This window comes from Oceanibacterium hippocampi (assembly GCF_900172325.1).
GTDB lineage: Bacteria > Pseudomonadota > Alphaproteobacteria > Sneathiellales > Sneathiellaceae > Oceanibacterium > Oceanibacterium hippocampi.
Map to the genome: position 1 here is coordinate 904,290 of NZ_FWFR01000001.1, position 20,047 is coordinate 924,336.

Here is a 20,047-nt window from a genome sequence, read left to right on the forward strand (position 1 = left end):
ATCGGACGATGAATTGCCGCGCCGGGCAGGCTATGCTGGGGCCGCAGGACGCGGCCGCGCCGGCCGTGCCGCAACCCCCGACGATGCAGCCATGAACGACCAGACCACGCGTTATTCGACCGGCATCCTGCCGGCCCAGATGATCCGCCAGGCGATCGCCGCGGGCGAGCTTGCCAGCGACGACGCGGCCCTGCCGATCGACGAGGCGCAGGTTCAGCCGGCCAGCCTCGACCTGCGTCTCGGCCGGACCGCGCACCGGATCCGGGCGAGTTTCCTGCCGGGCCGCGAGACGACTGTTGAGAGCAAGATCGAGCGGCTGGAGATGCACCGCCTCGACCTCACCGGGGGCGCGGTGCTGGAACAGGGCTGCGTCTATGTCGTGCCGTTGCTCGAACGGCTGGCCCTGAAGAAGCGCATGTTCGCGACCGCCAATCCGAAGAGCTCGACCGGGCGGCTCGATGTCTTCGTCCGCATCCTTACCGACAACGGCGCCGAATTCGACCAGATCGCCGAGGGCTACCGGGGCCGGCTCTATGCCGAGATCACGCCGCGCACCTTCTCGATCCGGGTCCGCACCGGCTCGCGCCTGGCCCAGCTCAGGCTTCGCCGCGGCTCCCCGGTGTCGAGCGACGACGAACTGCGCCGCCTGCACCAGACGGTCGGCCTTGTCGATGCCGCCAGCGGCGAGCCGGTGATCAAGAACGGGCTCGCTTTTAGCGTCGATCTGGCCGGCGGTGAGGACGGCTTCGTCGGCTACAAGGCCCGCCATCATTGCCCGGTGATCGATGTCGACCGCCCGGCCCACTACGAGAAATGGGACTTCTGGGAGCCGGTGCGGGCCGACCGCAACCGCTCGATGATCCTGACCCCGGACGATTTCTACATCCTGGCCTCCCGCGAGGCCGTCTCGATCCCGGTCAATTACGCCGCCGAGATGCTCGCCTACGACACCCTGGTGGGTGAGTTCCGCGTCCATTACGCCGGCTTCTTCGATCCGGGATTCGGGCTCGCCTCGCTCGGCGCCTCGGGCACGCGCGCGGTGCTGGAGGTTCGCAGCCACGAGGTTCCGTTCCTGCTCGAGGACGGACAGATCGTCGGCCGGCTGGTCTTCGAACGCCTGATGGAGACCCCCGACAAGCTGTACGGCCAGGGCATCGGCTCCCACTACCAGCGCCAGGGCCTGCAACTCGGCAAGCAGTTCCGGCCCTGAGGGATCGCGCCCCACTTGACGTCCTGCCGCGCTTGGGCGTAGCTTTCCGCCATGACCGTGTTCGGACAAATGGAGCGAATTAGCGGCCCGGCCTCCTGAAGAGGCCGGGATAGGACACCCCTGTTCACCGCTCGCTCCACAATCCGTCACGGGATTCCCGCTCATGTCGCATACCGAACAGGCCCTCGAGGCCGACCGAACCGCGTTCGCGCCGCTTGAAACCGGCGCCGAGGCCGCTGCTTCACCCCGTCTCACCACCTTCCTGATCCGCGGCCAGTCCGAACCGGGCATGCTGCCGCGCCTGCTCGAGCTCTTCGCGCTGCGCAGCGTCGTGCCGACCCGGCTCGAGGCGAGCGCCGAGGTGGGTACGCTGGCGGTTCGCATCACCGTGCCCTGCCTCGGGCGGAACGAGATCGAGCATCTCCGGCTGCGCATGGCCGGCCAGGTCTCGGTCGAGACCGTCTGCATCGAGGGTGCCGGCGACTAGGCCTCGCCGGCCGCCATCCCGGCCATCGCGATCACCTCTTCCGGCGACCTGCCGGCCTCGCGCAGGGCGCGGATCGTCGGTGCGCCGTCGCGCTTGGCAAGCCGGCGGCCGGCCGCATCGGTGAGCAGCCGGTGATGGCAATAGTCGGGTGTCGGCAGACCGAGCAGCGCCTGCAGCAGGCGATGCACATGGGTCGCCTCGAACAGGTCCTCGCCCCGGATCACGCAGGTCACCCCCTGCAGCGCGTCGTCGACGGTGACCGCAAGGTGATAGCTTGTCGGGATCTCCTTGCGCGCCAGCACGACATCGCCGAACGGCGCAGGGTCAAGCGCCACGGGCCCGCGTCGCGCATCGGTCCAGCCGAGCGTGCGTCCGGCGATGGCGCGAAGCGCGCTGTCCATGTCGAGCCGTAGCGCGAAGGGTATGCCGGCGGCCTCGCGGGCCCGTCGTTCGCCGTCATCGAGACCGCGGCAGGTGCCGGGATAGCGCGGCCCGTCGGGCCCGTGCGGGGCGTTGCCGCTGGCGGCGATCTCGGCGGCGATTTCCTTGCGGGTGCAGAAGCAGGGATAGAGCAGGCCGGCGGCGTCGAGCCGGGCGAGGGCGGCAGCGTAGTCGTCCATATGCTTCGACTGGCGGCGCACCGGCTGCTCCCAGTCGAGGCCGAGCCAGGCGAGGTCTTCCTGGATGCCGGCGACGAACTCCGGGCGCGCCCGGCCGCCGTCGATATCCTCGATGCGGAGCAGGAAGCGGCCGCCCGCGCGCCGTGCCGCCTGCCAGGCGGCGAGCGCGGAATGGGCGTGACCGAGATGCAGGTAGCCGGTCGGGCTGGGGGCGAAGCGGGTGACGAAAGACATGATGAACTGATATAACGGCCCGGGAAACGTGGAGCCAGCGCGGCGCTCGACCGCGACGGGATCGTTGGCGACGCTGGCTTAAGGAATGTTTCATAGACCGGTTCTAGGCTCGCCTGATGCATCGACAATTCGGAACCCGGTGGCCCGCCCTGCTCTTCGCGGCCGTCCTGCTGGCCGCCTGCGCGTTGCCGTCGCTGCCGTTCCAGCTCGATCCGGTGGTCCATCTGGCGCTCGAGGATTACGATCGGGGCTACCGCCAGGCGATCGGGACGGCGCCGCCGGAGGATCATCTGGAGATGGTCGGCCAGGCGATGCAGAAGGTCGAGCGTCTCTATGTCGACGACGTCGATATCCCGGCGCTGTCCCAGGCCGCGCTGCGCGGCGTGATCGCCCTGCCGGAGGCCGACCGCGTCGATCCCGCGCTGACCACGGCCGCGATCAACGGCATGCTGGCGGAACTCGACCCCAATACGAGCTACCTGCCGCCGGAGGCCTATTCCGCCTACCTGGAGAGCATCGACGGCCACTACGAGGGCTTCGGCGTGCGCATCAGGATCGACGGCGACTATGTCACCATCGTCAATCCGATCGAGGGTTCGCCGGCCGCCGAAATCGGCCTCCTGGCGGACGACCGGATCACCCATATCGACGGCCGGGAGCTCATCGGCCTGACGTTGAGCGAGGCGGTGCGGCAGCTTCGCGGGCCCGTTGACAGCACCGCGGTGCTTGCCATCGAGCGGCCGAGCACAGCGGAGCGGTTCGAGGTCAGGCTGGCGCGACGCGCGATCGAAGTGGCCGCCGTCCATCATCGCATTGACGGCGACGTCGCCTATATCCAGCTCGCCCGCTTCAACCGCACCACGGTGCGCGGTCTCGACGCGGCCTTCGACGATATCGAACGGACGCTCGGCGCCCGTCTCTGCGGCATCGTCCTCGATATGCGCGACAATCCGGGCGGCCTGGTCAGTGCCGCCGTCGAGGTCGCCGACCGCTTCCTCGAACGCGGCGCGATCCTCGAGGTGCACGGCCGCGCCCAGTCCGGGCAGCGCCACCTGGCCGCCGCCGGCGACCGGGCCGATGGCAAGCCGGTTCTGGTGGTCATGAACCGCGAAAGCGCCTCGGCCGCGGAAATCGTTGCCGGTGCGCTCCGCTACCAGTCGCGCGCCCGGGTGGTTGGCGAGCGCAGCTTCGGCAAGGGCACGATGCAGGTTCTCCAGTCGCTCGACAACGGCGGCGGCATGCGGCTGACCACCGGTCGGTTTTCCGCCGGCGGCGGCCCGTCGTTCGACGGCAAGGGGATCGAGCCCGATATTCCCTTCATCGCCGATGCCCAGCAGGGCGACGATGCGTTCATCGGCCGGATCGAGGCAACGCTGCCCTGCCAGCCGCTGATCGCCGGCCGGCCGGCCGGGGAGTGAGCGACGACGCGCTGGCCGCGCTGGCGGCCGCGGACCCTGACCTTGCCCGCATCATGCCGGTCTCGACGCCGCTGCCCGACCGCAGCCGCCCGCCCGGGTTCGAGACGCTCGCCCGCATCATCGTGCAGCAGCAGGTCTCGCTCGCCAGCGCTGCGGCGATCTGGTCCCGCCTCGAGGCTGCGATCCGTCCGTTCGACGCGGAAACCCTGCTCGGCCATGACGAGACGGCCCTTCGCGCCCTCGGGCTGAGCCGCCAGAAGGCGCTTTACCTGAGTCATCTCTCGACCCTGGTGGCCGACGGCACGCTCGATCTCGACGCCCTGCACCGTCTCGACGACGAGGCGGCCCAGGCGGCCCTGGTCGCGGTCAAGGGAGTCGGCCGCTGGACCGCCGAGATCTACCTGATGTTCGCGCTCGGCCGCGAGGACATCTGGCCGGCAGGCGACATTGCCCTGCAGGAGGCGATCCGCATTGCCAAGGGTCTGGCAGAGCGACCGAAAGGCCGGGTGATGGACGATCTGGCGGAGCCCTGGCGGCCGCATCGGGCGGTCGCGGCGCGGCTGCTCTGGAGCTACTACCGCCACGTCAAGGGTCGGGCGGTCGCGCCGTAGACAAGCCGGAACCGGGACCGAGGTGCCGTCGCCTCAATATTCGGTATCGTCAAAAACTCTTCACACTCAATCTTGTAAATCGAATTGCGTTTTCATTGGCGCCGGTTAACAATCGTGGACGTTTTCGATCGCGACCCGCAGCACATGGGGAGATGACGCGAAAATGACACCGGAGAGTTGTCCGACCCTGGTGCTTAACGCGGACTACAGACCACTGAGCTACTTTCCGCTCTCGCTGTGGTCCTGGCAGGAAACCGTGAAGGCGACCTTTCAGGATCGCGTCGAGGTGATTTCGGAATATGACGCCGTCGTGCGCTCGCCGAGCTTCGAGATGCGGCTGCCAAGCGTCGTCTGCCTGAAACGCTATGTCCGGCCGGCGCCGCGCCCCGCCTTCACCCGGTTCAACCTGTTCCTCCGCGACATGTTCTCCTGCCAGTATTGCGGCGCCCGCGAGGAACTGACCTTCGACCATGTGTTGCCGCGGTCCAAGGGCGGCCGCACGTCCTGGGGTAATATCGTCACCGCCTGCGCGCCCTGCAACGTGCGGAAGGGCGGGCGGATGCCGCGCGAGGCCCGGATGATCCCGCGTCGGGAACCCTATATCCCGACCGTCGGCGAGCTGCAGAACAACGGCCGGGCATTTCCGCCGAACTACCTCCACGAAAGCTGGAACGATTATCTCTACTGGGATTCCGAGCTCGAGCCCTGAGCGGCCCGGCCCGCCCCCGCAAGTCTCTCCCGATATTTCTCCGTTCGTTGCCGCCGGTCCCGGGCCGGAAGCTCCCGGCCGGCGCAGAGCGGCCTTGATGGCGGCGCATTTCGCCACTATTCAGACGGGAGTCAGTCGGAAAAATCGCAAGCGATAGCTGGATATGGGTTACGAACTCGGCGTTTCGCGCCGCCGCAAACAGCAGGAACGCCGGCGCCGTGTGGTGTTGTTCATCGTCTATGTGGCGCTTCTGGGCGCCATCGGGGCCTACGGCTATTTCGAGGGTCAGGACGAGGCCGGTCGCCAGGTCGAGGCGATCTATGCCCAGGTTTCGGCGCTTGAGAAGGAAAACGAGGAGCTTCGGCAGCAGACCGAGGAGGCCGTAAGCCAGCATGGCGCGGCGCTGCTTGAGGCCCGCACTTGGCGGAGCCGCTACGAGAAGGACCTGCCCACCGGCGCCCGCCTCGAACTTCTTGAACTTTTGACCCAGCGGCTGGAGGACGGCGTCAGCCCGGCCCGTCTCACCGAAGTGCTCAAGCTGGCCGAGGAAAAGCGCAATTGCGATGCCGATCCGAGCGCCAAGCGCTTCGTCGTCTCGACCCCGATCTACGATGCCGGCCCGGCCGGCGCCGTCGCCTTCGATGACGGCGCGGTGGTGATCGCGGCGACCGGCGAACCGGCGAAGAACGAGGCCGGCCAGCCCGAGGGATGGTTCGATCCGCGGGAGGCGGTGACCGTCACCTTCACCTGGCGGGGCGGCGACGCGACGACGGTGAACGGGGTGTTGCCGCTGCACCATGCACAGGTGGTCGGCAATCGCGAATTCCGCTTCTCGATCACCTCGTCTCGGCGGGCCTTCGCCTCGGTCAGCCTGGAGACCTGCGCCTACCCCTGATCGCCGACGCGGTCAGATCCGTGTCGACAACCAGATCGCCAGCCGGGAGCCGGCCTTGATGGCGGTCGTCAGCGGCGCGTAGCCCGGCGCCTCGGCGGCGCCTTCGGCGCGCGCGATGTCGCGGTGCTCGATTTCCTCGGCGCGGAAACCGTCGATCGTTTCGCGGAGTTCCTTCTCGTCGTCGCCAAGGCTTTCCGCCTGTTTCCGGTAATGCTCGTCGATCACTTCCTCGACCGCCTCGGTGCAGGCCATCGCCGCTTCCTTGCCGAGCAGCGCGGTACCGGCGCCCAGCGCGAACCCGGCCAGATGCCAGAGCGGGCCAAGCGCCGTCGGGCGGACCCGGCGTTCGGCGATCAGGGTCTCGAAGGCGGCGAGGTGCACCGCTTCCTGGTCGCGCATGTGGCGGAGCGTCTCGCCGCACTCGCTCGCGCCCAGCACGGCGATCTGCCCGGCATAGATGCGCGCCGCGCCATATTCGCCGGCATGGTCGACCCGGATCATCCGGGCGACCTGTTCCTTCGGATCCGGGTCGCCGGGCTGCCGACCGGCGCCGGTGCGGGCGGCCGCGGGAATCTCGGCCGGTCGCCGGGTCCTGTCGTCCGTACCGGTCATAGCGTGCGCCGCCGTTCGACCTGCTTGCGGACGGCCTGGAAGGCCAATCCGGCAAGGGCCAGCGAGATCAGGCCATTCCAGGCGGCCATCGACAGGCCGAACAGGGACCAGGCGACCTCGTCGCAGCGCGCTATCGGCGTCGCCAGCAATTGCTGGCGCAGCGCGTCGAGCGACTGCGCCTCGCCCGGCGGCGCGGTGCAGCCTTCGAGGCCCTGCCACCATTGCTGCTCGACACCGACATGGAAGAGCGCGATCCCGGCGCCGACCAGCAGGATCAGTCCGGCGATCGCGGTCAGGGCCTGGCCGAGTTGCGGCCGCGAGGCCCAGAAGCCCCACGCGACGAGGCTGATGATGACCACCGCGACATGGGGCCAGCGCTGCCAGATGCAGAGCTTGCACGGAATGAGATCGAAAACCACTTGCGAGGCAAACGCGAAGAGGAGCATCGCCGCGCTGGCCGCCGCGAGGATCAGCGGCAGTCGGTCGAGCGGCGTTGTGCGATGCATGTTCATGCGACCTAGATAGGCCTAACCGGCGTGTTGGGCCAGCTTTTCGTGTGGTTTGCCGGGCGTCGTCACACCAGGTAGCGGACGGCGACGAAGCCGGCGAACAGCATCACGAAGAAGACGATGGTAAGCAACCCGAGGCGCTTCTCGATGAATTCCCGGATCGGTTCGCCGAAGCGCTTCAGCAGGGCCGCGACCAGGAAGAAACGCGCCGACCGGGTGAGCACGGAGGCGGTGAGGAAGATCACGAGATCGAGCTGGGTCACGCCGCTGGCGATCGTGATGACCTTGTAGGGGAAGGGCGTGAAGCCGAACAGGGCCACGATCCAGCCGCCATGATCGTTGTAGCCGGCCTGGAAGGCGGCGAACTTGTCGGCGAAACCGTAGAACTCGACGAGCGGCTGGCCGACCGTGCCCCAGAAGAAATAGCCGATCGCGTAACCGAAGAGGCCGCCGATCACCGAGGCGATCGAGCAGATCAGGGCGATCCGCCAGGCGCGGTCGGGCCGCGCGAGCACCATCGGGATCAGCATGACGTCGGGGGGCACCGGAAAGAACGAGCTTTCCGCGAAAGAGACTCCGGCCAGCGCCGTTTCGGCGTTCCGATGGCCCGCGAGGCTCATCGTCCAGTCATACAGCCGCCTCAGCATCATCCCTCCGGAACCCGGTCGCTACGCGCGGCGGACTATGCCGGAGGGCGGCGGCGCTGTCCACAGCGGCCGCCGGCACGACGAAAAAGGGAGCGCCGGTGAGGGCGCTCCCCGCTTCCGTTCGATACGACTGCCGGTCAGGCGGCCTTCTTCGAGGTAATCGCCTTGGGGCTGTCGCCGCGCTTGATCGCGATCGTCTTAGGCTTCATCGCCTCGGGGATCTCGCGCTTCAGCTCAACAACAAGCATGCCGTTGACGAGGCTCGCCTCGGTCACCTTGACATGATCCTCGAGCCGGAACCGGCGTTCGAAGCCGCGGCGGGCAATGCCCTTGTAGAGATAATTGCCCTCGGGCTCTTCCTGCTTGGTCTGGCCCTTGATGATCAGCAGGCCTTCCTGGACGGTGAGCTCGATATCGTCCTCGCCGAAGCCGGCGACGGCCATCGAGATCCGGTAATCGTCCTCGCCGAACTGCTCGATGTTGTAGGGCGGATAGCCATTGCCGCCATCGCTGTCGCGAAGCGCCATCTCGAGCAGGCGCGGCAGCCGGTCATAGCCGATCGTGGAACGGAAAAGGGGCGTGAAATCAAAGGTGCTCATGTCATCCTCCATTGAGCGATAACGTTGTTTCGGGACGGCCTCATTCGGCCCGTCCCCTCACACTTCTCCGAAGCGGACCCCGTACGGGCGTCCGCCTCGACCCCGATGTGGGAAATGCCGTTTCGCCCGTCAAGGGGGTGGCCGGGGCGGGCGAATCCGCACCGGCGGTCCTTGTTGACCGCCGGACCGGCTCGGTTATAGTGCGCGGCCGTGCCCCTGTGGCGGAATTGGTAGACGCGGCAGACTCAAAATCTGTTGCCGGCAACGGCGTGCTGGTTCGAGTCCGGCCAGGGGCACCATTCCCGACATCGCGATCCCGACAAGGCTTCCGGAGCGGCCCTCGGGCGCTAGCCGGTTGAATCGATCGCGGCGAGCGCCCGGCGCAGGCGCGGTGCGGCGAAATCGAGGAAATGGCGCATCTTGAGCGGCATCTGCCCGCGCGCGGCATGGACGAGATGGATCGGCGCGGGCGCGGGCTCGAAATCCTCCAGCACGATGCGGAGCAGGCCGGCCCGGACCGCCTCGGCCACCTGGTAATGGAGCAGCCGCGTCACGCCCGCGCCCCGTATCGCCGCCTCGGCGGCGGCTTCGGTTGTGGTGACCGACAGGCGCGGCGCGACCGGGATCTCCAGACGGCGGGGAGGCTCGGTCGAGCGGAAGCGCCAGACCGTGGAAAGCGACGCGACTTCCGCCGTCAGGCAGGGCAGTTCCGCGAGGTCGTCCGGGTGCCGCGGGTCGCCGTGGCCGGCAAGCAGGTCCGGGCTGGCGCAGATCACCGTGCGCACCGCGCCGACCCGTGTCGCGATTATCCCGCTGTCCGGCAGCTCGCCGATCCGGACCGCCATGTCGACGTTATCGTCGACAAGGTGGACGTTGCGGTCCGACAGCAGCAGACGGACGTTGATTTCGGGAAAAAGGGCCAGGAAGTCGGTGACCACCGGAAGAACATGCAGGCGGCCGAACTGGATAGGCGCGGTGAGTACGAGTTCGCCCTTCGGCGTAGTAAATTCACCCGCTGCCTCGCGTTCCGCGTCGTCGACCTGTTCGAGAATCCGGCGCGCGGCCGCGACGTAGCCGACCCCGGCGTCGGTCAGGCTGAGTTTCCGGGTCGTGCGGATCAGCAGACGCGTGCCGAGGCGGGCTTCGAGGTCGGAGATCTTCCGGCTGAGCGTCGGGACCGGGACCCGAAGCGCGCGGCCGGCGGCGGACAGGCTGCCTTTCTCGACAACCTCCAGCAGCATCGACATGGCTTCGAGCCGGTCCATTCAATCTTTCCAAAATCTGGTAAGATGACTTACGATATTGCCAGATTTTTCTGCCAGATGAAAATACCCATTCTTCTTCGTGACCGAGCCACACCGGCTCCCGCAGCGAAGGAGATTGCCATGTCACGCATCGACATCCCCACCCGCGACGATGCCCCCGAAGCGTCCCAGCCCATTCTCGACGCCGTTCACAAGCAACTCGGCGTCGTGCCGAACCTGTTCCGTCTGATCGCCCTCAGCCCGGCGGCGCTGGCCGGTTACACCGCCTTCCAGGGCGCTCTGGGCAAGGCGCTGGACGTCCGGACCCGTGAGCGGATCGCGCTCGCCGTCGCCCAGGCCAATGGCTGCGACTATTGCCTGTCGGCCCATACCTATCTCGGCCTCAACCTTGCGCGGCTGAGCCCGGTGGAAATCGCCCTCAACCGCAAGGGCGCGTCCGGGGACGCGAAGGCGAATGCCGCCGTGGCATTCGCCGTCAAGGTCGTCGCGCGCCGCGGCCACGTAAGCGAGGCGGACGTTGCCGCGGTCCGGGATGCCGGCTTCAGCGACGGACAGATCGTCGAGATCGTGGCGCTTGTCGCGGAGAACACCTTCACGAACTTCCTCAACGAAGTTGCCAAGACCGAGATCGATTTCCCGGCTGTTCGGGCCGAGGCGGCCTGACTCCGAGTGTGCCGAGGCACATCAGCCCCCTCCCGTGCCTCGGCTCATTCCGCCACATCAGCCGGCGCCGACAAGGTGCCGCTCAGCAATCAGAAGGAACCTGAAGATGAACCAGAGTCGCCCGCCCTTGCCGCCCTTCACCGTCCGGACCGCCGTCGAGAAGGTCCGGCAAGGCGAGGACGGCTGGAACGGCCGCGATCCCGAGAAGGTCGCGCTCGCCTACACGATCGACAGCACCTGGCGGAACCGCGCGGAGTTCGTGCAGGGCCGGGAGGCGATCATCGGCTTTCTCAGGCGCAAATGGGCGCGCGAGCTGGATTACCGGCTGATCAAGGAGATGTGGGCGTTTCACGAAAACCGGATCGCCGTCCGCTTTGCCTACGAATGGCACGACGACAGCGGCAACTGGTTCCGCTCCTACGGCAATGAGAACTGGGAGTTCGACGAGCACGGCCTGATGCGCAGGCGCCTCGCCTGCATCAACGACCTGCCGATCCGCGAAAGCGATCGCCTCTACCACTGGCCTCTCGGCCGGCGACCCGACGATCACCCGGGCCTCAGCGAACTGGGCCTGTAACCGTCGTGCCTGATCGGGCCTGTCGCCTCAGCCCATCCGTTTGGAGGCGTAGGCGCCCGGCCCGGCGGGGAAGACGACGGTCTTGTTGCCGTTCAGGAAGACCCGGCGGTGGATGTGGGCGTGGATCGCCCGCGCCAGCACCTGGCTTTCCACGTCGCGGCCGAGCGAGACATAGTCGGCGGCGGACTGGGCGTGGGTGACGCGCACGGTGTCCTGCTCGATGATCGGCCCCTCGTCGAGATCGGCGGTGACATAGTGCGCCGTCGCGCCGATCAGCTTCACGCCACGCTCGTAGGCCTGCTTGTAGGGATTGGCGCCCTTGAAGCTCGGCAGGAAGGAATGGTGGATGTTGATGATCCGCCCCGACATCCGCGTGCACATGTCGTCCGAGAGGACCTGCATGTAACGGGCGAGCACGATGAGTTCGGCCCCGATCTCCTCGACGACGGCCAGCTGACGGGCCTCGGCGGCGGCCTTGTTCTCCTTCGTCACGCGGATGTAGTGGAACGGGATGTCGTGGTTCACCACGACCTTCTGATAGTCCAGATGGTTCGAGATCACGGCAACGATGTCGATCGGGAGCGCGCCGATCCGCCAGCGATAGAGCAGGTCGTTCAGGCAGTGGCCGAAGCGCGAGACCATGAGCACGACCTTCATCCGCGCGGCCTCGTCGTGGAAGCTGTAGTCCATCGACAGCGGCGCCGCGACCGCGGCGAAGCCCGCATCGAGATCCTCGAGCGTCCGGCCTTGCTCGCTCAGAAAGCTGATGCGCATGAAGAAGCGGCCGGTCTCGCGGTCGTCGAACTGCGTGCTGTCCGAAATGTTGCAGCCCTCGCGGGCCAGGTAGCCCGATATCGCCGCGACCACGCCGCGTGTCGACAGACAGGTAACCGTCAGGGTGAAACTGTTCATTCCGCCACGCACATCCTCGTTCACCGTCGCCCGCGCCGAGCCAGGCAACGGGCCTCCCCTCCGGACGGTTGGCGCCGGCCGGTCGCGCTACGGAACTAGGCGATTGGCGCGGTTGCCGCAAGCAATGTGTGACGAAGGCTGGCGCGCGGCGGGTGACGGGGCGGGGCTAGAGCGCCTTCAGGACGTCCTTCAGCACAACGGCCTGGTTGTGCTCGGTATCCTTCGCGCCGAAGAGCAGGGTCATCCGCTTGCCGCCGCAGTCATCGAGCAGTTCCCGGAGCGTGTCGGTCTGCTCGTCCAGTTCCTCACGATAACGCTTCCGGAACTCGTCCCATCTCTCCGGATCGTGTCCGAACCATTTCCGAAGCTTCGAAGAGGGCGCGATTTCCTTCGCCCAGCGGTCGATATCGGCCTCTTCCTTCGAGACGCCGCGTGGCCAGACCCGGTCGACCAGGACACGGTAGCCGTCCCTCCGGGAGGCGCCGTCGTAAATCCGCTTGATCGCGATCTCGGGCTTCGATTTTCCACTGCTCATCCTGCCAGTTCCTCCAGCTTGTCGGTCCGTGCCGGATAGGCGCAATCGGCCAGCGTGCTGCGGTCGAGCTCGGCCAGGAAGATCTCGCGCGCGGCCGCGAGGCGGCCCTTCAGGCGGCAGTCAGGCGTCAGAACGCAGGCGCCGCCGTCGGCACGAAAACATTCGGCAAGCGCCTGGCGGTTCTCGAGCAGCCTGACGATCTCGCCGATCGAAATGCCTTCCGGCGCGCGGGCGAGCCGGAAACCACCGCCCGACCCGCGCTGGGTGACAACGATGCCGGCGGCGCCCAGTTCCCGGATGACCTTGGTCAGGTGATGCCGAGAGATGCCGAATTCCCGGGCAATCTCGTCGGTGGTGAACAGGCGCCCCGGCTCGCCGGCGAGGCGCATCAGCGCGCGCAGTCCGAAATCGGTGAAGGCGGTCAGGCGCATCCCGGTCCCCTGATTAGCTGTTGGCGCGGCCAGTATCGCATGATAAATACGCATATAGAATACTTATTCAGAGGCGGACATGACTCCTGCTGAGAAAAGGGCGGCGGTCGCGGCCGAGATCGTCGAACGGACGGGAATCGACGAGGTGATGATCGATCGTCTGGTGCGCGCCTTCTATGACAAGGTGCGCCAGGACCCGCTGATCGGGCCGGTCTTCGACGCGCGCATCGCCGAATGGGAGCCGCATCTGCAGACCATGTGCGAGTTCTGGTCGTCGGTGTCGCTGATGACCGGGCGCTATCATGGCCAGCCGATGGTCAAGCATATGCCGCTGCCGGTCGACGCCCGACATTTCGACCGCTGGCTCTCGCTGTTCGAGAAAACCGCCTTCGAGGTCTGTCCGCCGGAGGCGGCCGAGCATTTCCTGACAATTGCCCGTCGCATTGCGGCTAGTCTCGAACTCGGGATCGCGGGACATAACGGGGTGATGCTGATGATGGGCGAACGGCTGCACCGGGCGGACGCGGATGTCGTTCTGCCGGCCGTCCCCGGCGAAGCGACAGGAACGACGATATGAGTGTTGGCGACGACGACGAAGGTGCGGGGCAATTCGCGTCGCCGCCCTGTTTCATGCATGAGACCGATCCGGAATGGTCGGCACTCTCGGCTGCGGCCGGTTCCGGCCAGAGCGCCGACCTGAAACGCTGGCGGAAGGCGGAGCGGGAGCGGCTGATCGCCGAACGCATGGCGCTGACCGGCGATCTTCGCCGTCGTGCTGGCGATCGTCTCATGAACAATCTCGACAATGCCGTCGGCGAGGTCGAGGGCCTGACGGTGAGCACCTATTGGCCGTTTCGGGGCGAGCCGAACCTGCATCCGTTCATGAAGGATCTCGAGGATCGCGGCGCCCGCTGCGCGCTCCCGGTGGTTGTCGCAAAGGGCGAGCCGCTGATCTTCCGCCACTGGAAGACCGGAGACGCACTCGACCGCGGGGTGTGGAACATCCCGATCCCGAAGGAGACCGCCGAGGTCGTCATTCCGGATATCGTCATAGCGCCGGTCGTCGGCTATGACCGCGCCTGCTACCGATTGGGCTATGGCGGCGGATTCTACGACCGCACCCTCGCGGCGATGCGGAAACGGCCCCGCGTGATCGGGGTCGGCTTCCGGCTTTCCGCGATCCCCACGATCTATCCGCAATGGTATGACATACCGATGGACGCCGTGGTGACCGAGGTCGAGATCGTTTCGCCTGTGGTCCCGGACGAGGCGCCGTGACCCTCGCCGTTCGCGCCGTCCTTGTGGGCAAGGTCGCGCCGCTCGGCCGGCGCGGTGTGGCCAGCGGGATCTTCAAGCAGCCGGTCGGAGACAGCGTTCTCGTCACCCGCACGGGCCTTGCCGGCGACGCCCAGGGCGACACCGGCCGGCATGGCGGCCCGGAAAAGGCGGTGCATCACTATCCGTACGAGCATTACGCGCTCTGGCGGCGGGAGGCGCCCGGTCTTGCCGCGCTGCTCCCCCGCGAAGGCGCCTTCGGGGAGAATCTCTCGACCGAGGGACTGACCGAGGCGGATGTCTGCATCGGCGACGTCTACCGGCTCGGCACGGCGCTGGTCCAGCTTTCGCAGGGACGGCAGCCCTGCTGGCGGCTGAACGAGCGCTTCGGCGAACCGGCAATGGCGCGGCGTGTCCAGGAGACTGGCCGGACCGGCTGGTACTACCGGGTTCTGGAAGAAGGGCGGGTCAGGGCGGGCGACCGGATGACGCTCGTCGAACGTCCGGCAGAAGGCTGGACCCTGCAGCGGATCATGGACGTGCTCTATCGGGATACCCTGAACCGGGAGGTGCTGGCCCGGCTCGTTGATATGCCGTTGCTGGCCGAGTCCTGGCGAAACCTCGCCCGCCGCCGCCTGGAACAGCAGGCCGTCGAGGACTGGTCGCCCCGCCTCGAAACGCCCGCGGCCGCGCGCGCCGAGCCATGATCGTGAACCCAGTCCCGGCCGTCTCCATGGTCCGCCGCAGGGCCACTATGAAATTGACATCGGTTACGGGGTGACGCAAACAATGCGCGGGATGTCGCGCGCCCCGTGACGACGCCCGACAGGCGACCGGCTCACGTCATGGCCTTCGCCGGGATCCACCGGGCGATGCCGTTGCCTTCCGGCTTCGTCCCGCCGTCTGCACCGGCTGGTGCCGCCCTTCAACGACGCCAACGAGCTGCAGAATGCCCTATCGAGCCCGCCCCGTCCGTATCGAGCACCAGGACCCCGTCTATGTGCTGGAGGAACAGATCGGCCATCTGCTCCGCCGGGCCCATCAGCGCGCGACGGCGGTCTTCCAGAGCACGATCGGCGAGGACAACCTGACGCCGACGCAATATGCGGTGCTCAGCAAGCTCTATGCGCATGGCGAGTTGTCCCAGAATCATCTGGGGCGACTGACGGCGATGGATCCGGCGACGACGATGAACCTGATCCGCCGCTTGCGGGCGCGGGATCTCGTCGCCACCCGGCGCGATCCGGACGACGGCCGGCGGGTGCTGTTGCAGCTTACCGATAGCGGCGAAGACCTGTTCCTGCGTCACTACGGGAACGGCTTCGTGGTCAGCGAACGCATCCTCGAGCCGCTCGACGCGGCGGAACAGGCGACCCTGCTGGCGCTGCTCAAGAAACTCATCTGACCGCGACCCCTACGTACGACGTAACAGATGCCGTTCCGCCCCGATGTCCGGGATCGGCGACCGCCGGTCAGTGGCCGACGATTTCGGGGACCTTGTCGGCGGGCGGCGTGTGGCGAGAGCGCTGGCAGCGGACGATGCCGTCGATCATGACCATGCCGACGCCTGGCAGGTCGCCGATCGAGAGCGCCTCGAGAATATCCTTGCCGGCGGAATGCTGGGGCCGGTCGGCGAACACCAGGTCGGCGGGGCGGCCGGTTTCGATCAGCCCGACCTTGAGGTCCCGCATGCGCGCCGTGTTGCCGGTGGCGAAGCAGACGACCTGCTCGGCCGGGATCTCGCCCACGCTGGCGAGCAGGGCCATCGTGCGCAGGATGCCGAGCGGCTGCACGCCGGAGCCGGCCGGCGAGTCGGTGCCGAGGATGACGCGCTGCGGCTGGTCGAGTTCGTAGGCGGTGCGGACAGCGTAGAGGGCCGCTTTCTCGTTGCCGTTATGGACCACCTCGATACCGCGCGCGCAGCCCTCGCAGAGGCAGCGGATCTGGTCGAGCGGGAGAGCCGTGTGGCCGCCGTTGATATGGCCGATGACGTCCGGATCGGCTTCGAGGATGACATCCTTGTCGATATAGCCGGAACCTGGCACGGACGGGCCGCCGGTATGGATCGTCGACTGGATGCCGTGCTTGCGCGCCCAGGCGACCATCTGGCGGGCCTCGTCGCCGGCCTTGACGCTGCCGAGGCCGATTTCGCCAATCAGGCTTACGCCGGCGCCGGCGAGCTCGGCAAAGTCGGCTTCCTCCATCCCCTTTTCCAGGATTGGCGCCCCGGCGTGGACCTTCACGCCGCCGGGCCGGAAGGCCGAGAAGGCCCGCTGGGCGGTGATCGCCAGCGCCTTCAGGCCGACGATGTCCTTCGGTCGGCCCGGCAGGTGGACCTCGCCGGCCGAGATCATCGTGGTGACGCCGCCGTTCAGGAAGGACTCGATCCAGCCGAGCTGGTTCTGTCGCGGGGTCCAGTCGCCGAACACCGGATGGACGTGGCTGTCGATCAGCCCCGGCATGACCGCGCAGCCGTGGGCGTCGATCACCGACGTCGGGTTCGACTGGTCGACGTCCTTCGCGCGCCCGGCGGCGGCGATCAGCCCGTTCTCGACGACGATGGTGTCGGCGTCCATGACCGGGTTCTCGAAATCGCCCGAGAGCAGGATGCCGATGTTCCGGATGACGACTTTCTGGCCGTCCGCGGGGTTCTGGGCGTTGTCCGTTCCGTGGCTCATCTCAGACCGTCCTCTCCCTTGATCTCGTTCTTGGTCAGGCCGCCGACGCGCGGCAGCGGGCGGCCGCCGTCGGTCAGCACGATGGCGACGAGGATCTCGTCGCGGCGCGGCGCGTCGGAAACCGAGACGCACATCGCGTCGAAATGGGTCCGCACGTAAGCCGCGTCCTTGTGGCCGAGCGGTACGTCGATGGTCGCGCCGAGGCCGCCCATCTTCTTGGCCGAGGGAATGAGCGCCGGGCCGCCGCCGATCGCGGCGCGCAGCGGCTTGCCGATGCGCGGATGCAGGATCGCCGCCGCATGTTCCAGTTCGCCGTCGGCGCCGACGATCGCCGCCTTGCCGAAGCTCTCGATCACGCCATGGTCGCCGCCCAGCGCGGCAACCGCCTCCGCCGCCAGCAGCCCGCCCAGTTCCTCGCCGATCGCCATCAGCGGCTCGAGATCCTCGACATAGCGGCCGGCCAGCGGGTTCTCGACGATCGCGACCGCGGCCGCCCGGCGCACCGGCGGATCGACGGCCTTCCCGTTCTCGCGAAAAATCTTCTCGACTGAAACGACGATCTTCCGAATGACCGCTGACATGGCGTTCCTCGATTTCTGCTGTGGGGACCGATGGACGATACTAGCGAGGCTTATCGCAGCCCGTCATCGCCCTTGATTTCCGAAGTCTGCAGGCCACCGGCACGGGCATGGACGCGGGCCCCGATGGTCATCGCCAGGATGAAGACCGCCTCGTCCGGCCGCGGGCCGTCGGCAACGCCGACCTCGATCGCGTCGAAATGGCTGCGGACGTAGGCGGCGTTGACATGATGCACGGGAATGTCGATGCGCGTCCCGGCAACGCCGACCTTCTTGGTCGACGGCACGATGGCCTTGGTCCCGCCGAGCGCCTCGCGCATCGCGTAGCCGCCGGCCGGATGCCAGACCGCGCCATGCTCGACCTCGCCGGCGGTGCCGATGATCGCGCCCTTGCCATAGGCCTCGATCTCGTCCGGCCTGGCCTGCATCGCGGCGAGCAGCTTCTTCGCCATCGCCAGGCCATGCGGGTTCAATGCCTCGATCAGCGGCATGATGTCCTCGACATAGCGGCCGGCGTAGGGATTCTTGCAGACCATGGCGATCGCGCCGCGCCGGTGCGGCACCTTCCGGGGCTCTCCGCCCTCGTGGAAGATCTCGTCGAGCTGGATGGCGATACGTCGAATTTGAACCAGACTCATGTCCCGGCCCTCCCTTGGTTTTTTACGGTCCGACCCTCCCGGCCTGGCGGCGCCAGCCGGGGATTGCCGGGGAATTCAGGATGTCGCGGTGCCGGCCCGGCCGTCACCCGCCGCCCCGGAGGCCGCGCGGCAGACGCAGCCGGAATACCGGCGCCAGCAGCCCGCGCGGCAGCAGGACGACAGACAGGATAAAGAGTATTCCGAGCACGAGCAGCCAGTATTGCCCGAGGGCGTCGGAAAGGACATTCTCGACGGACTTCACGACCAGCGCCCCGAGGAAGGCGGCGAGCAGGACCTCCTTGCCGCCTAGCGCGACCCAGATCAGGACCTCGGTCGAGAGTGCGAAGCCGAGAATGGCCGGCGAGACGAAGGCGAACTGGATCGCGAAGAGCGCGCCGGCGAAGCCCGCGACGGCCGCCGCGACGGCGAAGCTCGCGGCCTTGTAGCGGGCGACGTCGTAGCCCATGAAGGCGGCCCGCATCTCGTTGTCGCGGATGCCGCGCAGCACGGTTCCGAACGGCGAGCGTTCGAGGCCGAGCAGCAGCAGGTAGACGACCAGCGCCGCGCCGAAGACGATGAGGAAGATCGGCAGCGGCTCGAAGATCTCGATCGCCCCGTCGCCGCTGCCGAACGTGAGCGGCGGGATGTCGAGCAGGCCGTTGAAGCCGCCGATGTAGTTCCAGTTGACCGCCAGCCGCTCGGCGATGACCGCCGCGGCCAGGGTGACAATGCCGAAATAGGGTCCGACCAGGCCGCGCCCCCGGAACAGCGCGAGCCCGAGCAGGAATGCCACCGTCCCGGGCAGCGCCAGCGCCAGCAGGAAGCCGACCAGGGCGCTTGCCGGGACACCCGGAAGCAGGCCCTTCGTGGTCAGCGCCATCGCGTAGGCGCCGAGGCCGAAGAACAGCGCCTGGCCGAAGCAGAGCAGGCCGCCCTGTCCCCAGATGAACGACAGGCTCATCGCGAAGATGCCGTAGATCATCAGTTGCGCGAGCAGGCCGAGGTTCCAGTCGTCGACGACGAGCGGGCAGAGGGCGAGGACGGCCCAGACGGCGACGGTCAGCGGGGAGGACGGACGGCGCATCTACTTCTTCTTCCATCCGGCAATGCCGTTCGGGAGGATCCGGATGACGACGATCGCGAGGCTGAACACGAGGATCTGGGCAATGACAGGCGTCCAGACGGCGGCGATCACGCTGTTCGAGGTGCCGATGACCGCGGCCCCCCAGATCGCCCCGACCGGGCTTGCCGCGCCGCCGACCAGGATCGACAGGAAGGCCGGGATCAGGAAGCCGACGCCCATTTGCGGATCGACGCTCATCAGCGGCGCCATGACGGCCCCCGCGAGGCCGGCGAGGCCCGAGCCGAAGGCGAAGGTGAGGCGGTCGATCCGCCGCGTGTTGACGCCAAGACAGCTCGCCATCTGGCGGTTGGCGATGACGCCGCGGGCGGTCAGGCCGAGCTTGGTCTTGTAGAGCACGAGGAAGGTCGCGGCCGTGACCGCGATCGCCATCGCCATCACGAACAGGCGGTAGGACGAGTAGGTGATGCCGAGAAACGCCACCGGTTCCGCGAACGGCGCGACGACCTGCTGCGAGGCCGGGCCGAAGATCACGATGATCGCCTGCTTCAGGGCCAGCGATATGCCCCACGTCGCGAGGATCGTGTCGAGGAAGCGGTGGTAGATATGGCGGATGATGAACTGTTCGATCAGCAGCCCGATGAAGGCGACGAGGCAGAAGGCGACGATCAGCACCAGCCAGAACGGCGCCCCGAGCGACTGCGTGTAGACGACGCTGTAGGCGCCGATCAGGAACAGTTCGCCATGGGCCAGGTTGATGACGTTCATCATGCCGAAGATGATGACCAGGCCGATGCAGACGAGCAGCAGGGCGAGGACATATCCGGTCGCGTCGAGGCCGATCAGGAATATCAGGCTCATGT

26 protein-coding genes and 1 tRNA gene are annotated in these 20,047 nt (G+C 67.4%); 13 read left to right on the forward strand and 14 right to left on the reverse strand.

What is annotated here, in order from left to right:
• Window positions 1-91: 91 nt before the first annotated feature.
• Window positions 92-1,210 carry a 2'-deoxycytidine 5'-triphosphate deaminase gene (locus OCH7691_RS04195; RefSeq protein WP_085882135.1) on the forward strand — a complete coding sequence of 373 codons (1,119 nt, stop codon included), beginning with the start codon at window positions 92-94 and terminating at the stop codon, window positions 1,208-1,210.
• Between the two features lie 163 nt (window positions 1,211-1,373).
• Window positions 1,374-1,697: an ACT-like domain-containing protein gene (locus OCH7691_RS04200; RefSeq protein WP_085882136.1), complete on the forward strand. Its 324-nt coding sequence runs from the start codon at window positions 1,374-1,376 to the stop codon at window positions 1,695-1,697.
• On the opposite strand, the gene gluQRS is transcribed toward OCH7691_RS04200, so the two are convergent.
• Window positions 1,694-2,551: a tRNA glutamyl-Q(34) synthetase GluQRS gene (gene gluQRS, locus OCH7691_RS04205; protein WP_085882137.1), complete on the reverse strand. Its 858-nt coding sequence runs from the start codon at window positions 2,549-2,551 to the stop codon at window positions 1,694-1,696. The genes OCH7691_RS04200 and gluQRS overlap by 4 nt on opposite strands.
• A gap of 116 nt (window positions 2,552-2,667) precedes the next feature.
• On the opposite strand from gluQRS, the gene OCH7691_RS04210 reads away from it, so the two are divergent.
• The 4 genes from OCH7691_RS04210 to OCH7691_RS04225 all read left to right on the forward strand — a co-directional run bounded on the left by OCH7691_RS04210 (window position 2,668) and on the right by OCH7691_RS04225 (window position 6,184).
• Window positions 2,668-3,969 carry a S41 family peptidase gene (locus OCH7691_RS04210; RefSeq protein ID WP_085882138.1) on the forward strand — a complete coding sequence of 434 codons (1,302 nt, stop codon included), beginning with the start codon at window positions 2,668-2,670 and terminating at the stop codon, window positions 3,967-3,969.
• Window positions 3,966-4,580 carry a DNA-3-methyladenine glycosylase family protein gene (locus OCH7691_RS04215; RefSeq protein ID WP_217807787.1) on the forward strand — a complete coding sequence of 205 codons (615 nt, stop codon included), beginning with the start codon at window positions 3,966-3,968 and terminating at the stop codon, window positions 4,578-4,580. Before OCH7691_RS04210 ends, OCH7691_RS04215 begins: the two co-directional genes overlap by 4 nt.
• Window positions 4,581-4,743: 163 nt before the next feature.
• A complete protein-coding gene (locus tag OCH7691_RS04220; protein WP_085882139.1) occupies window positions 4,744-5,289 on the forward strand; it encodes an HNH endonuclease in 546 nt (181 codons plus the stop codon).
• A gap of 163 nt (window positions 5,290-5,452) precedes the next feature.
• Window positions 5,453-6,184 (forward strand): hypothetical protein, encoded by a 732-nt coding sequence (locus tag OCH7691_RS04225; RefSeq protein WP_085882140.1) that lies wholly within the window; start codon window positions 5,453-5,455, stop codon window positions 6,182-6,184.
• A 12-nt stretch (window positions 6,185-6,196) separates the two neighbouring features.
• On the opposite strand, the gene OCH7691_RS04230 is transcribed toward OCH7691_RS04225, so the two are convergent.
• From OCH7691_RS04230 to OCH7691_RS04245, 4 genes are all read right to left on the reverse strand, one after another.
• A complete protein-coding gene (locus OCH7691_RS04230; RefSeq protein WP_085882141.1) occupies window positions 6,197-6,796 on the reverse strand; it encodes a demethoxyubiquinone hydroxylase family protein in 600 nt (199 codons plus the stop codon).
• Complete coding sequence (locus OCH7691_RS04235) at window positions 6,793-7,302, reverse strand: disulfide bond formation protein B (protein WP_085883492.1); 510 nt, start codon at window positions 7,300-7,302, stop codon at window positions 6,793-6,795. The genes OCH7691_RS04230 and OCH7691_RS04235 overlap by 4 nt, the downstream gene beginning before the upstream one ends.
• A 68-nt stretch (window positions 7,303-7,370) precedes the next feature.
• Window positions 7,371-7,952, reverse strand: a complete 582-nt coding sequence (locus OCH7691_RS04240) for a YqaA family protein (RefSeq protein ID WP_085883493.1) — start codon at window positions 7,950-7,952, stop codon at window positions 7,371-7,373.
• A gap of 137 nt (window positions 7,953-8,089) precedes the next feature.
• Window positions 8,090-8,551 carry an Hsp20 family protein gene (locus tag OCH7691_RS04245; RefSeq protein ID WP_085883494.1) on the reverse strand — a complete coding sequence of 154 codons (462 nt, stop codon included), beginning with the start codon at window positions 8,549-8,551 and terminating at the stop codon, window positions 8,090-8,092.
• 212 nt (window positions 8,552-8,763) lie between these two features.
• Here OCH7691_RS04245 and OCH7691_RS04250 point away from each other — a divergent pair.
• A tRNA-Leu gene (locus OCH7691_RS04250) sits at window positions 8,764-8,850 on the forward strand.
• Between the two features lie 48 nt (window positions 8,851-8,898).
• On the opposite strand, the gene OCH7691_RS04255 is transcribed toward OCH7691_RS04250, so the two are convergent.
• The gene (locus OCH7691_RS04255) at window positions 8,899-9,816 is read right to left on the reverse strand and encodes a LysR family transcriptional regulator (RefSeq protein ID WP_085882142.1); all 918 of its coding nucleotides are present in this window, start codon (window positions 9,814-9,816) and stop codon (window positions 8,899-8,901) included.
• 120 nt (window positions 9,817-9,936) lie between these two features.
• On the opposite strand from OCH7691_RS04255, the gene OCH7691_RS04260 reads away from it, so the two are divergent.
• Window positions 9,937-10,479 carry a carboxymuconolactone decarboxylase family protein gene (locus OCH7691_RS04260; protein WP_085882143.1) on the forward strand — a complete coding sequence of 181 codons (543 nt, stop codon included), beginning with the start codon at window positions 9,937-9,939 and terminating at the stop codon, window positions 10,477-10,479.
• A 106-nt stretch (window positions 10,480-10,585) separates the two neighbouring features.
• Window positions 10,586-11,056: a nuclear transport factor 2 family protein gene (locus OCH7691_RS04265; protein WP_085882144.1), complete on the forward strand. Its 471-nt coding sequence runs from the start codon at window positions 10,586-10,588 to the stop codon at window positions 11,054-11,056.
• 27 nt (window positions 11,057-11,083) lie between these two features.
• Here OCH7691_RS04265 and purU read toward each other — a convergent pair whose 3' ends face one another.
• The 3 genes from purU to OCH7691_RS04280 all read right to left on the reverse strand — a co-directional run bounded on the left by purU (window position 11,084) and on the right by OCH7691_RS04280 (window position 12,934).
• Window positions 11,084-11,968 (reverse strand): formyltetrahydrofolate deformylase, encoded by an 885-nt coding sequence (gene purU, locus OCH7691_RS04270; protein WP_085882145.1) that lies wholly within the window; start codon window positions 11,966-11,968, stop codon window positions 11,084-11,086.
• A gap of 166 nt (window positions 11,969-12,134) precedes the next feature.
• On the reverse strand, window positions 12,135-12,503 hold the full coding sequence (locus OCH7691_RS04275) for a DUF488 domain-containing protein (RefSeq protein WP_085882146.1): 369 nt from the start codon (window positions 12,501-12,503) through the stop codon (window positions 12,135-12,137).
• Window positions 12,500-12,934, reverse strand: a complete 435-nt coding sequence (locus tag OCH7691_RS04280; RefSeq protein ID WP_085882147.1) for an RrF2 family transcriptional regulator — start codon at window positions 12,932-12,934, stop codon at window positions 12,500-12,502. Before OCH7691_RS04280 ends, OCH7691_RS04275 begins: the two co-directional genes overlap by 4 nt.
• Before the next feature lie 79 nt (window positions 12,935-13,013).
• On the opposite strand from OCH7691_RS04280, the gene OCH7691_RS04285 reads away from it, so the two are divergent.
• From OCH7691_RS04285 to OCH7691_RS04300, 4 genes are all read left to right on the forward strand, one after another.
• Entirely contained in the window at window positions 13,014-13,511 is a 498-nt protein-coding gene (locus tag OCH7691_RS04285; RefSeq protein WP_085882148.1) for a group III truncated hemoglobin, read from the forward strand.
• Window positions 13,508-14,212 (forward strand): 5-formyltetrahydrofolate cyclo-ligase, encoded by a 705-nt coding sequence (locus tag OCH7691_RS04290; RefSeq protein ID WP_085882149.1) that lies wholly within the window; start codon window positions 13,508-13,510, stop codon window positions 14,210-14,212. The genes OCH7691_RS04285 and OCH7691_RS04290 overlap by 4 nt, the downstream gene beginning before the upstream one ends.
• Window positions 14,209-14,916 (forward strand): MOSC domain-containing protein, encoded by a 708-nt coding sequence (locus OCH7691_RS04295; RefSeq protein ID WP_085882150.1) that lies wholly within the window; start codon window positions 14,209-14,211, stop codon window positions 14,914-14,916. Before OCH7691_RS04290 ends, OCH7691_RS04295 begins: the two co-directional genes overlap by 4 nt.
• 242 nt (window positions 14,917-15,158) lie before the next feature.
• Complete coding sequence (locus tag OCH7691_RS04300; protein ID WP_085882151.1) at window positions 15,159-15,614, forward strand: MarR family winged helix-turn-helix transcriptional regulator; 456 nt, start codon at window positions 15,159-15,161, stop codon at window positions 15,612-15,614.
• 67 nt (window positions 15,615-15,681) lie between these two features.
• Here the strand turns inward: OCH7691_RS04300 and OCH7691_RS04305 are convergent, their stop codons facing one another.
• The 5 genes from OCH7691_RS04305 to urtB all read right to left on the reverse strand — a co-directional run bounded on the left by OCH7691_RS04305 (window position 15,682) and on the right by urtB (window position 20,045).
• The gene (locus OCH7691_RS04305) at window positions 15,682-16,887 is read right to left on the reverse strand and encodes an amidohydrolase family protein (RefSeq protein ID WP_085882152.1); all 1,206 of its coding nucleotides are present in this window, start codon (window positions 16,885-16,887) and stop codon (window positions 15,682-15,684) included.
• A complete protein-coding gene (locus OCH7691_RS04310) occupies window positions 16,884-17,468 on the reverse strand; it encodes an amino acid synthesis family protein (RefSeq protein WP_085882153.1) in 585 nt (194 codons plus the stop codon). The genes OCH7691_RS04305 and OCH7691_RS04310 overlap by 4 nt, the downstream gene beginning before the upstream one ends.
• Before the next feature lie 50 nt (window positions 17,469-17,518).
• On the reverse strand, window positions 17,519-18,103 hold the full coding sequence (locus tag OCH7691_RS04315; protein WP_085882154.1) for an amino acid synthesis family protein: 585 nt from the start codon (window positions 18,101-18,103) through the stop codon (window positions 17,519-17,521).
• A gap of 103 nt (window positions 18,104-18,206) precedes the next feature.
• On the reverse strand, window positions 18,207-19,187 hold the full coding sequence (locus tag OCH7691_RS04320) for a branched-chain amino acid ABC transporter permease (protein WP_085882155.1): 981 nt from the start codon (window positions 19,185-19,187) through the stop codon (window positions 18,207-18,209).
• Window positions 19,188-20,045, reverse strand: coding sequence for an urea ABC transporter permease subunit UrtB (gene urtB / locus OCH7691_RS04325; protein WP_085882156.1), 858 nt, complete (start codon window positions 20,043-20,045; stop codon window positions 19,188-19,190).
• Between the last annotated feature and the right edge of the window lie 2 nt (window positions 20,046-20,047).

Coding starts and splice junctions, on each gene's coding strand:
- OCH7691_RS04285 (WP_085882148.1), top strand. CDS start 13,014: ATGACTCCTGCTGAGAAAAGGGCGGCGGTCGCGGCCGAGATCGTCGAA.
- OCH7691_RS04300 (WP_085882151.1), top strand. CDS start 15,159: ATGCCCTATCGAGCCCGCCCCGTCCGTATCGAGCACCAGGACCCCGTC.
- OCH7691_RS04255 (WP_085882142.1), bottom strand. CDS start 9,816: ATGGACCGGCTCGAAGCCATGTCGATGCTGCTGGAGGTTGTCGAGAAA.
- OCH7691_RS04305 (WP_085882152.1), bottom strand. CDS start 16,887: ATGAGCCACGGAACGGACAACGCCCAGAACCCCGCGGACGGCCAGAAA.
- OCH7691_RS04275 (WP_085882146.1), bottom strand. CDS start 12,503: ATGAGCAGTGGAAAATCGAAGCCCGAGATCGCGATCAAGCGGATTTAC.
- OCH7691_RS04265 (WP_085882144.1), top strand. CDS start 10,586: ATGAACCAGAGTCGCCCGCCCTTGCCGCCCTTCACCGTCCGGACCGCC.
- OCH7691_RS04290 (WP_085882149.1), top strand. CDS start 13,508: ATGAGTGTTGGCGACGACGACGAAGGTGCGGGGCAATTCGCGTCGCCG.
- OCH7691_RS04210 (WP_085882138.1), top strand. CDS start 2,668: ATGCATCGACAATTCGGAACCCGGTGGCCCGCCCTGCTCTTCGCGGCC.
- urtB (WP_085882156.1), bottom strand. CDS start 20,045: ATGAGCCTGATATTCCTGATCGGCCTCGACGCGACCGGATATGTCCTC.
- OCH7691_RS04200 (WP_085882136.1), top strand. CDS start 1,374: ATGTCGCATACCGAACAGGCCCTCGAGGCCGACCGAACCGCGTTCGCG.
- OCH7691_RS04320 (WP_085882155.1), bottom strand. CDS start 19,187: ATGCGCCGTCCGTCCTCCCCGCTGACCGTCGCCGTCTGGGCCGTCCTC.
- OCH7691_RS04235 (WP_085883492.1), bottom strand. CDS start 7,302: ATGCATCGCACAACGCCGCTCGACCGACTGCCGCTGATCCTCGCGGCG.
- OCH7691_RS04230 (WP_085882141.1), bottom strand. CDS start 6,796: ATGACCGGTACGGACGACAGGACCCGGCGACCGGCCGAGATTCCCGCG.
- OCH7691_RS04280 (WP_085882147.1), bottom strand. CDS start 12,934: ATGCGCCTGACCGCCTTCACCGATTTCGGACTGCGCGCGCTGATGCGC.
- OCH7691_RS04245 (WP_085883494.1), bottom strand. CDS start 8,551: ATGAGCACCTTTGATTTCACGCCCCTTTTCCGTTCCACGATCGGCTAT.
- OCH7691_RS04240 (WP_085883493.1), bottom strand. CDS start 7,952: ATGCTGAGGCGGCTGTATGACTGGACGATGAGCCTCGCGGGCCATCGG.
- purU (WP_085882145.1), bottom strand. CDS start 11,968: ATGAACAGTTTCACCCTGACGGTTACCTGTCTGTCGACACGCGGCGTG.
- OCH7691_RS04315 (WP_085882154.1), bottom strand. CDS start 18,103: ATGAGTCTGGTTCAAATTCGACGTATCGCCATCCAGCTCGACGAGATC.
- OCH7691_RS04220 (WP_085882139.1), top strand. CDS start 4,744: ATGACACCGGAGAGTTGTCCGACCCTGGTGCTTAACGCGGACTACAGA.
- OCH7691_RS04195 (WP_085882135.1), top strand. CDS start 92: ATGAACGACCAGACCACGCGTTATTCGACCGGCATCCTGCCGGCCCAG.
- gluQRS (WP_085882137.1), bottom strand. CDS start 2,551: ATGTCTTTCGTCACCCGCTTCGCCCCCAGCCCGACCGGCTACCTGCAT.
- OCH7691_RS04260 (WP_085882143.1), top strand. CDS start 9,937: ATGTCACGCATCGACATCCCCACCCGCGACGATGCCCCCGAAGCGTCC.
- OCH7691_RS04225 (WP_085882140.1), top strand. CDS start 5,453: ATGGGTTACGAACTCGGCGTTTCGCGCCGCCGCAAACAGCAGGAACGC.
- OCH7691_RS04310 (WP_085882153.1), bottom strand. CDS start 17,468: ATGTCAGCGGTCATTCGGAAGATCGTCGTTTCAGTCGAGAAGATTTTT.